Source organism: Shewanella sp. HL-SH5, from assembly GCF_051163755.1.
Lineage (GTDB): Bacteria > Pseudomonadota > Gammaproteobacteria > Enterobacterales > Shewanellaceae > Shewanella > Shewanella glacialimarina.
Genome location: NZ_CP195038.1, coordinates 1,980,259 through 1,995,588, shown reverse-complemented (window position 1 = coordinate 1,995,588; position 15,330 = coordinate 1,980,259). Strand labels below are relative to the sequence as shown.

The window sequence follows — 15,330 nt, the reverse complement described above, 5'->3', positions numbered from 1 at the left end:
CCATGTTTGCTTTAGTTGATGCGAATTCATTTTATTGCAGTGCAGAGCAGGTCTTTCGTCCAGACTGGCGCGGTAAACCCATTATAGTGTTGAGTAATAACGACGGCTGCATAGTTGCGGCTAACCGTCAGGCTAAAGAGCTGGGCGTACCAAAGTTTTCGCCTTACTTCCAGGTTAAGCACTTGTGCCAACAAAAAGGCGTTATAGCCTGCTCAAGTAACTACGAACTCTATGCCGATTTATCGATGAAAATGATGAGTATCATTGGCCGTTTTGCCCCCGAACAGCATGTGTATTCCATCGATGAAAGCTTTCTTTCATTCAAGCAGTGTTATCCCGCCATTCAATGTTTACGCACCCAGGGTCAATTAATTCGTCGTGCAGTATGGAAAGAAGCGCGTCTGCCGGTTTGCGTGGGCATGGGACCCACCTTAACCTTAGCGAAAGTGGCCAATCATGCTGCGAAGAAAATACAAGCCTACAAAGGTGTTTGTGTCATTGATAACGAGCCTGAGCGAATAGCCATTTTACAATCAATGAGTGCCGGTGATGTTTGGGGAGTGGGTCGGCGTATTAGTAAAAAATTAGCTTTAATGAATATCAATAGTGCATTTGAACTGGCCAATATGCCAGCAGGCTTAGCACGTAAACAATTCAGCATTGAAATTGAACGTACAGTGCGCGAGTTAAACGGTCAGGTATGTAAAGTATGGGATGAGGCGAGGGCAGATAAGCAACAAATCTTTTCTACCCGCAGTGTCGGTGAGCGTATTGTTGATTATGACTCATTGCTGCAAGCATTGAGTAAACATGTTGGTATTGCGGCTGGAAAGGCACGCAAGCAGGGTTCACATTGCAAAACAATGATGCTGTTTGCCAGTAACTCACCCTATGATGACCATCCCGTCAACTTCAAAGTGCTCGTATCATTTGCATGCCCGACAAATTGTACCAAAGAGTTAACCCAGGCCATGAGCAACGCAGCAGTAAAACTATTTAGAACCGGTGTTCACTATTACAAAATTGGCGTAGGTCTGCTGGATTTAAGCTGTGAAAAACACACCCAATTCGATTTATTTAACCAACCTAAAGCTAATCCAGCATTGATGAAAACGCTTGATGCTATCAATCAACGCTATGGCACAGATACATTATTTGTAGCCACTCAAGGCATTGAACATAAATGGGCCATGCGACGAGAATTACTGACGCCGCAATACACAACTAATTGGAAAAGCTTGCCAACAATTAAGTGCTAAAGAACAAGCCAATCTAAAAATCGTAAGGTAACTTGCACGGGCTGAACATTCCGAAACGAAGATAAAAGTGTTAGTCGATGATATTGTCGTCTCAAAAAATGTCGTTACGGTGCACAAAATCCAATCAGGTTATCAACACAGATAAATTTTACTCAACCTTAACGTTACATTCTTGACGGCAATGCTCGAATAATTCGGAGTTTACGCTATTGCTTACACCATGCTTGCGGCATAATGACGTTAAGTATTTAAACAGAGTCGTTATAATGGATAATCAGCAAGATAGTTACATGACTGAAGAAACACTCATTGAAGTCGTCGAAAATCAAATCGCCGACAGTGAACCGAAAAAAGTAAAAGAAACCTTAATGCGTTTAGTCATGACAGGTACACCGCGTGAAGACGCAATTCAATTGATGGCTTGCGCGTTGGCTATCGAAGTTTTCGATGTCATGAAAAATGGTGCCTCTTTTAACGAAATACGTTATAGCCAGCATTTGGATGCACTACCGAATATAGATTGGATGGAAGATTAATAACAACTCATAAATTCCAGTTTTGTTAGTCCCGATAAATGTTGCCACCGGTAGAGTTTGAAAGTTCTCAACTCAAAGTGTCTAGTTTGACTTGACCAGTAAAGATAATTTTTTGATGATAATATCTACAGTCGTTATGTTTGAATATTATTTAACTTGTGATGATGATAATCGTCTAGTTATTATGCAAAGCTTTCTTTTTGACTAAGTCGTAATTTTCTAGGGTGATATATGGAGTATGAGTCGTTAACTAGGAAAGTCATTATTCTTTTCTTGCTCCCAAAGCATCCAATAACGATTACCGCGGCAACACTATGCGATCAGTTAGTAAGCCGAGGTTATTCTACCAATGTCCGTGCAATTCAAAGAGATCTTCAAGATCTTTTAAATATCAGTCAATGTGGTTTACTGGTAGAGGAATCAACACGGCCATTTAAATGGTCAATTTCAGCAGACTGGCACAAGATACAATTAGCTGAAATGGACAATAACACAGCCTTAGCGTTTTCTATGTTAGAACGTATAGGGCATTTATGTTTGCCTAATGTCAGTTTACAACAATTAAAACAGACCTTTACCCAAGCTAATCGAGTGCTGAAACTCAGTGATGGTCACACCCATTGGTTAGAATCTATGTCACATAAATACAGTGGTCATGAAATAACAGATGACCAATTAAAGTTGGAAACAGCAATTTTACAAGGGAAAGAAGTTAGTGCTCAAGTGACGCGTTTCATCAAACATGAACAAGCCTCTTTGGCTTACAGTAAATTATCACCTTATGCATTTGTTGATGACGCAGGTGAAAAACATCTGGTATTCAGAGTTGGTTCTGACACAAAGCTGAATCAATGGCCGGTAAAGTATTTTAGTGACATCAAACTACTTGATTCAAAGTCTATATCGATAAGTACCACTAATTTATCACACCAAGGTCGCCGTTATCGTGGTGAAACAATCCAGTTTGAATGCATTACTCATCGACAGTCGAGTTTTATTAACAAGCTTCAGGCTCATCAGTATGCATTTACTGCAACAGCGACAGAAAACGACCAGGTTAAAATTACAGCCCAGATTATCAATTCGGCATTTTTTCGTGAATTAGTTTGGAGCCATGCCACATCAATCAAAGTGCTTAACCCACCATCAATCAAACAATATATCTACAGACAAACTCAGCGATTAATTGCGTTAAGCGAATAAAATTATCCTGTGCGTCACAATCTGACGCAGCCTTAGCGTATCTTGAATTCCATATTAATAAATGGAATAAATACCTATGTTCATCACTGACTCAAAGCCTATTCTGGTCATCGGCGTTGGCGGGTGTGGTTGCTCAACCCTGCAAGCACTTCAAAAGAAACATGACTTTGCAGAGATTCGCTTTCTAGCCATCAATACCGATCTACGCTCATTAAGGGGCAATGTAGCAGACGACACCATTCAAATTGGCCAATCTTTAACGAATAACTTAGGCGCAGGCGCTAATCCAGATGTAGGACGTCTTGCTGCAATTGAGTCTGAAGCGGAAATATCAAAGGCTATTGAACAAGCCAGTATTATTTTTATGACTGCCGGCATGGGAGGCGGAACAGGCACTGGTGCTATATCAGAGGTTGCAAGAATAGCTCAAACTCACAATATTCCAGTGATTGCGCTAGTCACAAAACCTTTTAGTTTTGAGGGGATGAAAAAAGCTAGATTTGCAGAAGAGGGCATTAACGCATTACAGCAATATTGTAATGCATTAGTCGTGTTACCAAACGACCGGTTATCCAAAGTGCTTGGCGGTAAAGTAAGGCTTATTGATGCGTTTAAAATCAGTAACCAACTGCTATTAGATACCTTGTCAGGTTTAAGCTTCATGCTAAGCGTAACGGGACTCATCAATATTGATATCAGTGACTTTAAAACGGTCATTCACACGCAAGGTTTTGCTTCAGTTGGCATGGCTAAGGCCAAAGATGCCAGTGATATCGAAACGGCGATTAATCGGTTATTAGACAATCCATTGGTTGAAAACATCGACATCAGTTCGGCGAATGGCGCAATAATTAACATTGTATCCCAACATGAACTCGCACTAGATACCTATCACCTGATAGGTAATATCATCCAACAACGTATCAGTGCAGAGGCCAATCTCATTGTAGGATTAACCATCGACCCAACCATAAAAAATGCTATCGAAGTGTTTTTATTAACAACAGGCATTGCGTTCAATCCCAAACCTGTTTTACAAATATGCGGATGATGTTTTTTAGTCCGTAAATGTTATATAAGTAATTAATAATCAACGCATTAATCATTGTCTGTCAAGTTGTGATATTTACCGTTTTTGCGACACAAGTTGTCGCACTGTTCAGTATAATAATAACCAACAAGAAGTTAATCGAGGTTCTTATGGATGGTTTGGAAACAGAGTCTATCAATTTACTGACTTTTCTAGAATTACGATAATTTTTTTACGTTAATCATTAACCGAAAATCTAAGAGGCTGATAAATGATCATCTTTAAATTATTTAAAAAAGAAACTGAATCGTTATTGTCTCTCCTTGATGATGAGAATAAATTTGGCATTGGTTATTCAGAGCGTCCAAGTCTGACAGCGCGCGTATGGATCCAAGAATCTCACGAGTTTGATTGGATTGATCATTTTCTGAGAGATGACGACAACAACCCGTGGGCCGAAGAATACGATATGACATTATTGGTTCGTCTCGCATTAGATTGCTGGGAAAGTAAGCTTCCAAACCCAGCTAGAAATGTAAAAGCCCTTTGCGGTTCGCGCTCAGGAAAATACGCCATGGAAGAAGATTCACCTTTTTATAGCTTATGGACACTATTTCTCAATAGAAATGAATCATTGATGGATTTAATGTCAAAAAGCAGCGATCCCGCTTTGCAACCGAGTGTCTTACTTGAACAGGCTGAATTATTACTTGATGCGCATTATCTGACGATTCAAAGGTTAAATCGTCGCTATGGCGGAGATCCCCGCAGTTGTACTGAACATAAATGGTTTAAATCAAAATTACCCTTGCCAGCAATAAAGGGGAAATCAAAGCCAAGGGAGCCTAATAAAGCCTTCAATCGAGATTTTGTGTCTATAATGCTGGCAGCAAAAATAGTCATGCATTTTCATCCCCAAAGTAGCTTATTGCAAGCCTTAGCGCTTGCGCCAGAACATTATTCAGTTGGAGAATGGGGCTATGAATACTGGTTTCGCAGAACCTTGCAAAAACACTGTGCCATGCAGCAAGGTTGGTTATTTCTGTTGATGAACATGCCAAGGTTCGCACCTGAGGAATTAATGTATTTAATGAGCCGAGCCCCCGTTAGCGCCAATGAATGTGACACACTAATTGACGTATTTGAAGAATATTATGATGAAGATACTCAAGAAAGAACAAAATATTGGTACCGAGATAAATCAGAATATATGGATTACTTCGAGAAATATTTTCAGGTAGGTTATCTGCTTAATCACTAAGTCTTTGTCGTGTCATGGTTCATCATTCGATTAAAGGTCTACTATGTCTAAGAATAAAAATGCTAATACGCTTCTAAGGCAGCAAACATTACTTAAATTTATTCCTGCGAATGCGGGAATAAAAAGCGCTGATCTGCTCAGCAAGCTTAAAAGTGAAGGGTTTGAGGTCACTCAACGCACATTACAAAGAGATCTTGAAGTGCTGTCGCAGTACTTTCCTATTTATTCAGAAACAGACAAAAAACCCTATCTATGGCGTTGGTCTGGTCTTGGTATCAATAGAACACATATCGACAGCATAAGTTTAACGGATGCATTGTCGTTAATGTTAGTAGAAAAGTCGCTACAGCAACTATTGCCTCCGGCGATGCAACGCCATTTACAACATAATTTTGAGCATTCACGTCGGCTATTAAACACCTTAAAAGACTCTAATTCAGAGAATGATAATGCCCAATGGTTTGAAAAAGTTGCCAGTGTAATGCCAGATATTGGTTTTAAACCGCCATCAATCGATGAGAGTTTATTAACTGACATACAGGAAGCATTATTAAAAGACCAAACCATTGTGGTTCGTTATCTCGCAGCAAAAAACACATCAGCAGCTGAATATTCGCTTATGCCACTGGCCTTAGTGCAGCGAGGCCACGTGCTTTATGTTATTGCTCAAGATATCACTAAGGGTACAAATACCGCACAAATCAAACGATTTGCTATGCACCGTTTTCAAACAGTAACCCGCATTCACGAACAGGGGATCCGTCCGCAAAATTTTAATCTTCAACAATATTTACAAGATGGTGCAATGCAATTTGGCAACGGTGACAAATTAGCACTCAAAGCAAAAGTGAGCGAAGAACTGGCCTTTATTTTAAACGAAAGCCCTATGTCAGATGACATGAAGATTAATCAATCAGAGGATGGGTCATATCAACTCAGTGCAACAGTCATTAATGGTTGGCAATTGAACTGGTGGCTAAGGGGACAAGGCGCAAACATTGAGGTACTAGAGCCACAAGAGCTAAGGACTAGAATGCGTGACAATTTACGTAAAACGTTAGCTGCATATAAAATTGTTGATTAGTGAAGTTGATCGCAAAGTTACACCGATACAAATTTTATTATCTCAAACAACATTGGCACTAGAAGAATAATTGTAAGACTCTAAACTCTTGAATAAACTTTAATTTTATAGTATTCATTTGTTTGCTAACAATCAGGACTATGTACAGTATTTGCTGTAACCAACAAGGAATATAGATGAAACATGTTGTAGAAGTGACTCAATCGGCGTTAACACAAATGCTACTGAACGGATTTGAAGCATTCGTGATAAAACATGGCAATAACAAGCGTAGTGGTATTGAGTTCTATGCATCCGTTTATGGTGATATTGAACTCAATGAAAAAGACGATGAATGCCGCAGTATCGTACAATTTGTCTCTGTTGATACATCCGCAAAAATGAAAAGTGGTTCAGTTGAATCAAACGAAGCGGCAGAAGACCTAAAAGAACAATTGGCGGAACAGCTGGGGTATTACCGTTTAGGAAACATGCACAGTCATCCATATTTACTTGCTGAAATGTCATTAGATGAAGTGAGAAAAAGAGGATGTGAGTTTTCAGATGGCGATATTGAATGCTTCAAGCAACAACTTGAAAAGTACGGAGCAGACGATGCCTATGTTCTTGAATTTGTACTGACAATTAAACAGTTAGAAAAACAAAACACTTCAAAAGATGGACGAATAGACGATAATGTCATTGAATTCTCTGTTGGGAATTGTAAATGTTTCCTTCGTGCACAAGTATTTACTAAAGATGATTCAGAAGGACTAATTGAATCACCTACTCAATTAGTCTGTGACTACCTTGAAGAATTTACCCACCTTACTGCTGAGTTTGGAAGAGTAAAAGCCAAGTCAAATCGTAAAAGAGTACTCGAATACAAACCTGTTTAACAATAGCAAGTATAGCTTTAAATTTTCAAATAATATGTAATCATCGCTGGTTGTTATAATCGCTGTATTTCACATTTCCCATTGAAATACGGCGATTTTATCTGGTTTACTAAGCACTTGAGTGATATCTTACAAATCGACAATTTTGTATTTTTGTATCGTTAAAGATTGAGGTTTGCATGGAACTAAATATCGAGCAGGAATTGCTTAATGAAGCATCACAATTGTTTAGTAAGCTAGGTCTAACAACTGAGCAAGCCATCCGTATTTTTCTCACAAAATCAATTTCATCCAAGGGATTGCCTTTCCCCATAATCCTTGATGAACAAGACGTGTCTGCCAAATCCAGTATTACCAACAACCAAATTACAGACACCTTGTTAACGTTAGTTGAACAAGGTTTACCTGAATCAGAATTACTCAATTTACAAAATCCAGACTACTGCAAAGAAGTCTTTGCTTTATCCTTTGCGGTACTCAAACTAGCTAAAACAAATCAACAAGCTGATATCAAAACAGCAGCGCAAGATGCCAAAGGCTATAACCGCTACTCCACTAAAAAAGTCGCTCGCCACAAAGGGCAATATTACGTTATTTCTACCCAGTGGACCGACAGGCACCGTGGGCTATTTACCCATTGGCATAAGCAAATTCAACGCAACACATCATCTGTTAGCCGTTAAACAAATTCATTGATAGGAAAGCCTCATGGCCATTAAAAAGAACGAACTGTATTCATCATTATGGGCAAGCTGTGACGAATTGCGTGGCGGTATGGATGCCAGCCAGTATAAAGATTATGTGCTGACCATGTTGTTCATGAAATACGTTTCAGACAAGTTCAAAGGCGACCCCTATGGCATGATAGTGGTGCCTAAAGGCGCCACGTTCGATGACATGATAGCGGCTAAAAACGATAAAGAAATTGGCGACAAGATTAACAAAATCATTGCAGCACTTGCTGAAGAAAACGATCTTAAAGGCATTATTGACGTTGCCGACTTTAACGATGAAGACAAACTTGGCAAAGGCAAAGAGATGGTTGACCGTCTCACTAAACTGGTAGGAATTTTCCAAGGCTTAGATTTGTCTGGCAATCGCGCCGAAGGTGACGACTTACTCGGCGATGCCTATGAATATTTAATGCGTCACTTTGCCACCGAGTCGGGTAAATCAAAAGGGCAGTTTTATACCCCCTCAGAAGTCTCGCAAATATTGGCTAAAGTGGTTGGCATTACCAAAGATACCTCACAAGACGCCACCGTTTACGATCCTACTTGTGGTTCTGGCTCTTTGCTATTAAAAGCCAGCCATGAAGCGCCCCGTGGTTTATCTATTTTTGGTCAAGAAATGGATAACGCCACCAGTGCACTTGCTCGCATGAACATGATTTTGCACAACAATGAAACAGCTAAAATAGTTAAAGGCAATACCTTATCATCACCAGAATGGAAAGATGCCTCCGATAAACTCAAAACCTTCGACTTTGCTGTGGCTAACCCGCCATTTTCAAATAAAAACTGGACCAGCGGCTTAAACCCGCAAAGCGATCTCTATGGTCGTTTTACCTGGGGTATCCCACCTGAAAAAAATGGTGATTACACCTTTTTACTGCACATTATCACCAGTTTAAAAAGTACCGGTAAAGGCGCGGTCATTTTGCCTCACGGGGTGTTATTCCGTGGCAATGCCGAAGCCAATATCCGCCAAAACTTAATTAAACAAGGTTACATTAAGGGCATTATTGGTCTGCCTGCTAACCTGTTTTACGGTACTGGTATTCCTGCCTGTATTATCATCATCGATAAAGAGCATGCTCAAAAGGCTGTGCTGTCAAATAAGCCTGCAACAACTGGCCAAACAGACATCGCCATCGCAGGTCGGTCAATCTTTATGATTGATGCCAGTAAGGGCTTTATTAAAGATGGCAACAAAAACCGCCTGCGCAGCCAAGACATTCATAAAGTTGTCGATGTGTTTAATAAAGGCATAGAACTCGAACGTTTTAGCCGTTTAGTGCCGATAGATGAAATAGCTAAAAATGATTACAACCTCAATATACCGCGCTATATCGACTCATCTGAACCCGAAGACTTGCACGATTTAAGTGCCCATTTACAAGGCGGCATTCCCAATCGTGATATCGATGCTCTCGAAAATTTTTGGCAAGTATTCCCCAGCATTCGTGCCACCTTGTTTGGCCGTAACCCCGAACATACCCCGCGAGAAGGCTACAGCCACGGCATGATAGAGGCCAGCAATGTTAAAGCTAGCATTCTTGCCCATCAAGAGTTTAAAGACTTTGCCGCGCGCAGTTTATTGCCCTTTAAAGCCTGGGTGAAGCAAGCCGCGCTAACTGAAATCAGCCTAGGCGATAGCCCTAAAGAGCTCATTCACGACATTTCAGAAAACCTGTTAGCCGCCTACGCTAACAGTGAATTACTCAGTAAGTACGACATTTACCAGATCTTAATGGATTACTGGAGCGGCACACTGCAAGACGATGTCTACGTGCTTATTCAAGATGGTTGGCTCTCGGGTAACACCTTGGGTGAATTAGTGGTAACCAAAGGCGATAAGTCAGCTAAAAGTAAAGAAACGCCTGACTTAATCGTCAATAAAAAGAAGTATAAGGCCGAGCTTATTCCACCGCGTTTAATCGTGGCACGCTACTTTGCCGCTGAACAAGCCAAAGTCGATACACTGCAAGCCAAACAAGATGAAGCCACTCAAACGCTTGAAGCTTACCTTGAGGAGAACTCTTCAATAGGCTCTGGCAGTAGCGATGACGGCTTGCTCGTTGATGCTTTAAATGACAAAGACAAAATCACCAAAGCCAGTGTCGCTTCGCGCCTTAAAGTGGCAACCGACTCCGAAGAATTAAAAGCCCTTCGACATGCCACTAAATTGTTTTCCTCTGACGCCAACGCTAAAAAAGCAGTGAAAGAAGCACAAGAATTGCTAGATTTTGCGGTATTTAACCAATATCCCAAACTTACACTTGAGGATATCAAAACGCTGATTGTCGATGACAAATGGCTAGCCACACTACAAGCCAACATCATTGCTGAAATTGAGCGTGTTACCCAACAAATGGCCAACCGCGTAAAAGAGCTGGAAGAGCGTTATAACACGCCATTGCCCACACTCACAAAATCAGTTGAGACGTTAAGCGATAAAGTGGCTAACCACCTCAAAGCCATGGGTTTGGAGTGGACGCTATGAGTCAAGCTGAAAACCAAGTAATACCAGAAGGGTATAAACAAACTGAAATCGGGTTGATTCCTGAAGATTGGTATATTTTGAGTATTGGAGACTTCACTACCAAAGCTGGAAGTGGCAAAACCCCAACAGGAGGTTCATCAGTTTATGTTGATAGTGGAATACCTTTTGTTCGCAGTCAAAACGTGGGGACTGGAAATTTAAGATTAACAGATTTAGCTTTCATAACTGAGGCTACTCATGCGACATTTACTGGTTCAGAAATAAAGACCAATGATGTATTACTCAATATAACAGGTGCATCAATTGGAAGGTGTGCCTTAGCATCACTGGCTCTAACTGGTGGCAATGTAAATCAGCATGTTTGTATCATTCGTGTAATACCCTCAAAAGTAGAATCTTATTTACTTCAAACATTAATAAACTCCGACTTAGGACAAAATCAAATAGACAGCTACCAGGCTGGCGGAAATCGTGAAGGCTTAAACTTTTCTCAAGTAAAGAATATGAGTTTTGCTTTTAGTCAGAATATGTGCGAACAGACCGCTATTGCTAATGCCTTATCCGATGTGGATGTGCTGGTAACCGAATTAGAAAACCTCATCGCCAAAAAGCAGGCGATTAAAACCGCCACCATGCAGCAACTGCTCACAGGCAAAACCCGTTTACCGCAGTTTGCCTTTTATTCGGATATTAACAGTACAGAAGACGCTGTCGAAGGTAAGCGTAAAAGCACCAAACTCAGCGAGCTAGGCGAAATCCCAGAAGATTGGGAGGTTGTAAAGTTACCTGATGTAATTTGGTATCAAGAAGGGCCGGGCTTAAGAAATTGGCAATTTACTAATAAAGGCTTGAAAGTAATTAATGTTACAAACCTTCAAGAGACAGGGAAGTTAAATTTAGATAAAACAGATAGGCATATTACATGGGAAGAATGTGAAAAAACATATAAACACTTTTTATGTGATGACGGTGATTTAGTGATAGCCAGTTCTGGGAATTCTTATTGTAAATCGTCAATCGTTCGCGAAATTGATTTGCCACTTTTAATGAATACGAGTGTTATAAGGTTCAAAGCAAAATCCGATATTGAACAGTTATATATGACTGTTTATTTGAGATCAAAATTTTTCAAAGACCAGATAGATTTGATGATAACAGGTGGTGCTCAACCAAATTTTGGGCCGTTCCATTTAAATAAAGTTTTAATACCGTTGCCCAGTTCAAAAGGTGAACAAACCGTTATTGGTACTATCCTCTCGGACATGGATAACGAGATCCAAACCCTTGAACAACGCCTCAGCAAAACCCGCCAAATCAAACAAGGCATGATGCAAGAACTGCTCACGGGCAAAACCCGTTTACCGTTTGATAAAATAGCTGATAAGGAATAGCACAGAAATGGCAAACGCTTTAGATAAGGACATCAAAACTGTTGGTGAGTTATTGAAATTGACGCTGACGATCCCAACTTACCAACGTCCCTATAAATGGACATCTGTTAATATTAACCAGTTGTTTAATGATCTTGATGTACACCAAAATCAATCAGCATATCGCTTAGGGACTGTCGTATTTCATCAAGATAAGCAAAAAAGGACAACCAAAGTTAACTCATTGAATATTGTCGATGGTCAACAACGTACCTTGACATTAGTTTTAGCCGTACATGCCATTATTGAACAACGCCTAGCGAAGCTAGAACGCAAAGATTTGACAGACCAGTTAACTCAACTGGACTTATTTGTGTCTAAGTTTATTCAAAAACAAGCGTTTGATAGTGATATAAGTAAACGGAATTTGCACCAAAATTACCTTGAATTAAAACGTTTAGTTAGCCGCCACGATTTTACTGAAACCCATATCGACTTTTTATTGAATAAGTGTGAGGTGGTAACTTTTACGTTGAATGATATTTCAGAAGCCTTTCAGTTCTTTGATTCGCAAAATGCGAGGGGTAGAGATTTAGAACCCCACGACTTATTAAAAGCATTTCATTTACGCGAATTTAGTGAGCACGAAAATGATTTAAAAGGTCTCACTGTCGCGAGTTGGGAAGCCTTAGAAAGTGATGAGCTTGCTTCATTATTTGCCGAATATTTATATCGTATTCGTCATTGGGCTTCTGGACATTCTGCCCGTTATTTTGGCAAGAATGATGTTGATTTGTTTAAGGGCGTTAACATAGACGATATCGAACATTACCCTTACGTAGAATCTTTGCGTATCGCACATCATTATATTGATGAATATAATTCGCAATATCATCGAAAAATAGATGGTCAATACAAGTCTTTCCCGTTTCACTTAGACCAAATGATTATTAATGGCCGACGTTTTTTTGAAATGGCAGCACATTACCAACGTCAAGTCGGGATGATTGTAGATGGGGAGCATCAATCATCACATTCATTATGCGGACATCACCTAACTGATAACGCTCAAAAAATTCTTAAAACATTAAATGAGTATTCCGCCAGGAAACGTACTGGGGATCAATATGTTCGCTCTATGTTTGACTGTGCTTTAATTTTTTACATCGACAAATTTGCAAATGCGCAACTATCCATGGCGATAGAAAAACTATTTATTTGGGCCTATTCACTGCGCATTAAACAACAAGTATTACAGCTAGCCACAATGGATAACCATGTTCTGGCCAATAATCTGTTTCGCACGATTAAAGATGCCACTAAACCTGCAGATGTGCTGACAATAAGTTTAAACACTCTTACCAATGCTGATAATAAAAATAATTTACGTAAGGGTAGTTTTGCTACTGACCCGCTTGTAAAGTTGTTTAAAGGAATGAACTACTATGAGTAACTTACGCAGTGAAGCAATTGAAGCGCTTTCAGTTAAGGCATTACTTCAAGACGATGCTAACTACCTTGTGCCTATGTACCAACGTAATTATGCTTGGGGTGAAGCTGAAATTAATCAACTAATTCAGGATGTTGTTGATTACAAAGAAAAAAACAATGACCGTTATTACATTGGAACGCTTGTCGTTTTTAAGCGTAAAGACGGAAGATATGAAGTCATTGATGGACAACAGCGCTTTACCACATTATCGCTATTAGCAACTTATTTAAAGAATTGCTCGGTAGCTGAAAAAGACAGTGGGTCTTCTAAAAAATTTCCCAATATGGCTTGGTACACAAAAGCAAATATCAGTTTTGAAAGCAGACCAAAATCTAGCGATACATTTACAGCATTGGCACAGGGCAAAGCACTACACCTGTTAAATAGTGGGGTCTATAATGAATCTATTGTTAATGGATATGCATTAATCCATAAAGCCTTAAGCACTAACCAATTGAAAATAAATGACTTGCATGGATTTACCGATTACTTATTTGATCAAGTACAAATCATGCGCGTAGAAGTACCAGAAGATACCGATTTAAACCACTACTTTGAAGTAATGAACAATCGTGGTGAGCAACTTGAAAAGCATGAAGTATTGAAAGCAAAATTGATGTCAGTACTAAATGACATTGATGATACCGATGAAAAGCAACATGCAATGCATGCACTACATAGCGTTTGGGAAGCTTGTTCCAATATGGAACGTTATATACAATATGGATTTACTCCAGAACAACGGCATAAAATTTTTGGCAAAAATGACTGGGGGCAGTTTACGGTTGACGGTTTTGATGATTTAGCTGAAATTTTAGGTAAAGAATCAAAAAAATCGACACATGTATCTATGTCTTTGGTTGATATTATATCCAAGCCTGCCATTGCAGGTAAATCTGCATCCGTAATTGATGAAGATGTACCGGATCGATTTAATAGTGTGATTAATTTTTCTAATTTTTTGCTTCATGTTTTACGTGTCTATACCGAAGAAGACGTAGCGCTTGATGACAAACAACTTATTACACAATTTGACGAACATTTGATTAATACTGATTACCCAATTGATTACGTTAAAGATTTTTTATATGCATTACTTAAATGCAAATACCTATTTGATCAGTATGTGATTAAGCGAGAATTTAGCCAAGGTAAAGACCGTTGGAGCATGAAGCGTTTAAAATGGTATTCCGATACTAGTGTAAGTTTTATTAATAGTTTTGATGATACTACTGGTACAAATACAGAAGACGAAAACAACTACGAAGGTACAAATCGACAATGTTTGATGTTGCTTGCTGCATTTCATGTATCGACACCAACACTGGTTTATAAGCATTGGTTGAATGCGACTTTGTATTATTTGTATGAGAAAAATTCTGTTGAGGCTAAGCCCTACTTGAAACATTTGCAAAGAACAGCAAAGAAATTTGTATTTGATAGGTTCTTAGCAAAAGGTGAAGGTCAATCTTATTACGATATGATTTATTTAACTAAGCCTTCTCATTCTCCTAAAAATATCCAACCTAAACACATTGATCTGAACAAGTTGCAATTTGGCGGGATTGAGAACAACTTTGTATTTAACTACCTAGATTATTTGTTATGGCAAAAAGAAAAAAATAAAGATCCTGTGGTCAAAGAATTTGAGTTTACATTTAGAAGTTCAGTCGAACATTTTTATCCTCAACATCCAATGGATGGTTTTTTGCCACTAAAAAGTAAATCGCTGCATAAATTCGGTAATCTTTGCTTAATTAGCCACAGTAAAAATTCGCGATTAAGTAATTTTCCACCCAAAGCTAAACTTGCCCACTTTGAAGCTAACATTAGTCAAAAACGTATCGATAGCTTAAAACTTTACAAGATGATTAAGCTTACGAAAGCTGCTGACCATTGGAGTGTTGACGAAATTGAATCCCATGGTGACGACATGTTAGTAATCCTTTGCGCTTCGACTAAAGTCGCGATCAAATAACTAAAGGACGTAAT

The 15,330-nt window shown here is 39.3% G+C and carries 12 protein-coding genes; all 12 read left to right on the top strand.

What is annotated here, in order from left to right:
• Positions 1-2 precede the first annotated feature (2 nt).
• The 12 genes from ACRWQM_RS08705 (at position 3) to ACRWQM_RS08650 (ending at position 15,316) form a co-directional block, all read left to right on the top strand.
• Positions 3-1,259 (top strand): Y-family DNA polymerase, encoded by a 1,257-nt coding sequence (locus tag ACRWQM_RS08705; protein ID WP_434931885.1) that lies wholly within the window; start codon positions 3-5, stop codon positions 1,257-1,259.
• 266 nt (positions 1,260-1,525) lie between these two features.
• The gene (locus ACRWQM_RS08700) at positions 1,526-1,795 is read left to right on the top strand and encodes a hypothetical protein (RefSeq protein ID WP_434926144.1); all 270 of its coding nucleotides are present in this window, start codon (positions 1,526-1,528) and stop codon (positions 1,793-1,795) included.
• A gap of 231 nt (positions 1,796-2,026) precedes the next feature.
• The gene (locus tag ACRWQM_RS08695; protein WP_434931884.1) at positions 2,027-2,998 is read left to right on the top strand and encodes a WYL domain-containing protein; all 972 of its coding nucleotides are present in this window, start codon (positions 2,027-2,029) and stop codon (positions 2,996-2,998) included.
• A gap of 76 nt (positions 2,999-3,074) precedes the next feature.
• Positions 3,075-4,049, top strand: coding sequence for a cell division protein FtsZ (locus tag ACRWQM_RS08690; protein ID WP_434931883.1), 975 nt, complete (start codon positions 3,075-3,077; stop codon positions 4,047-4,049).
• A gap of 250 nt (positions 4,050-4,299) precedes the next feature.
• Positions 4,300-5,289 (top strand): hypothetical protein, encoded by a 990-nt coding sequence (locus tag ACRWQM_RS08685; protein WP_434931882.1) that lies wholly within the window; start codon positions 4,300-4,302, stop codon positions 5,287-5,289.
• A 43-nt stretch (positions 5,290-5,332) separates the two neighbouring features.
• Complete coding sequence (locus ACRWQM_RS08680; RefSeq protein ID WP_434931881.1) at positions 5,333-6,373, top strand: helix-turn-helix transcriptional regulator; 1,041 nt, start codon at positions 5,333-5,335, stop codon at positions 6,371-6,373.
• A gap of 176 nt (positions 6,374-6,549) precedes the next feature.
• Positions 6,550-7,251, top strand: a complete 702-nt coding sequence (locus ACRWQM_RS08675; RefSeq protein WP_434931880.1) for a hypothetical protein — start codon at positions 6,550-6,552, stop codon at positions 7,249-7,251.
• Between the two features lie 179 nt (positions 7,252-7,430).
• Positions 7,431-7,934, top strand: coding sequence for a type II toxin-antitoxin system RelB/DinJ family antitoxin (locus tag ACRWQM_RS08670; RefSeq protein ID WP_434931879.1), 504 nt, complete (start codon positions 7,431-7,433; stop codon positions 7,932-7,934).
• 25 nt (positions 7,935-7,959) lie between these two features.
• A complete protein-coding gene (locus ACRWQM_RS08665; protein WP_434931878.1) occupies positions 7,960-10,476 on the top strand; it encodes a type I restriction-modification system subunit M in 2,517 nt (838 codons plus the stop codon).
• Complete coding sequence (locus ACRWQM_RS08660; RefSeq protein ID WP_434931877.1) at positions 10,473-11,867, top strand: restriction endonuclease subunit S; 1,395 nt, start codon at positions 10,473-10,475, stop codon at positions 11,865-11,867. Before ACRWQM_RS08665 ends, ACRWQM_RS08660 begins: the two co-directional genes overlap by 4 nt.
• Positions 11,868-11,874: 7 nt before the next feature.
• The gene (locus ACRWQM_RS08655; protein ID WP_434931876.1) at positions 11,875-13,299 is read left to right on the top strand and encodes a DUF262 domain-containing protein; all 1,425 of its coding nucleotides are present in this window, start codon (positions 11,875-11,877) and stop codon (positions 13,297-13,299) included.
• Complete coding sequence (locus ACRWQM_RS08650; protein ID WP_434931875.1) at positions 13,292-15,316, top strand: GmrSD restriction endonuclease domain-containing protein; 2,025 nt, start codon at positions 13,292-13,294, stop codon at positions 15,314-15,316. The genes ACRWQM_RS08655 and ACRWQM_RS08650 overlap by 8 nt, the downstream gene beginning before the upstream one ends.
• The last annotated feature ends 14 nt before the right edge of the window (positions 15,317-15,330 follow it).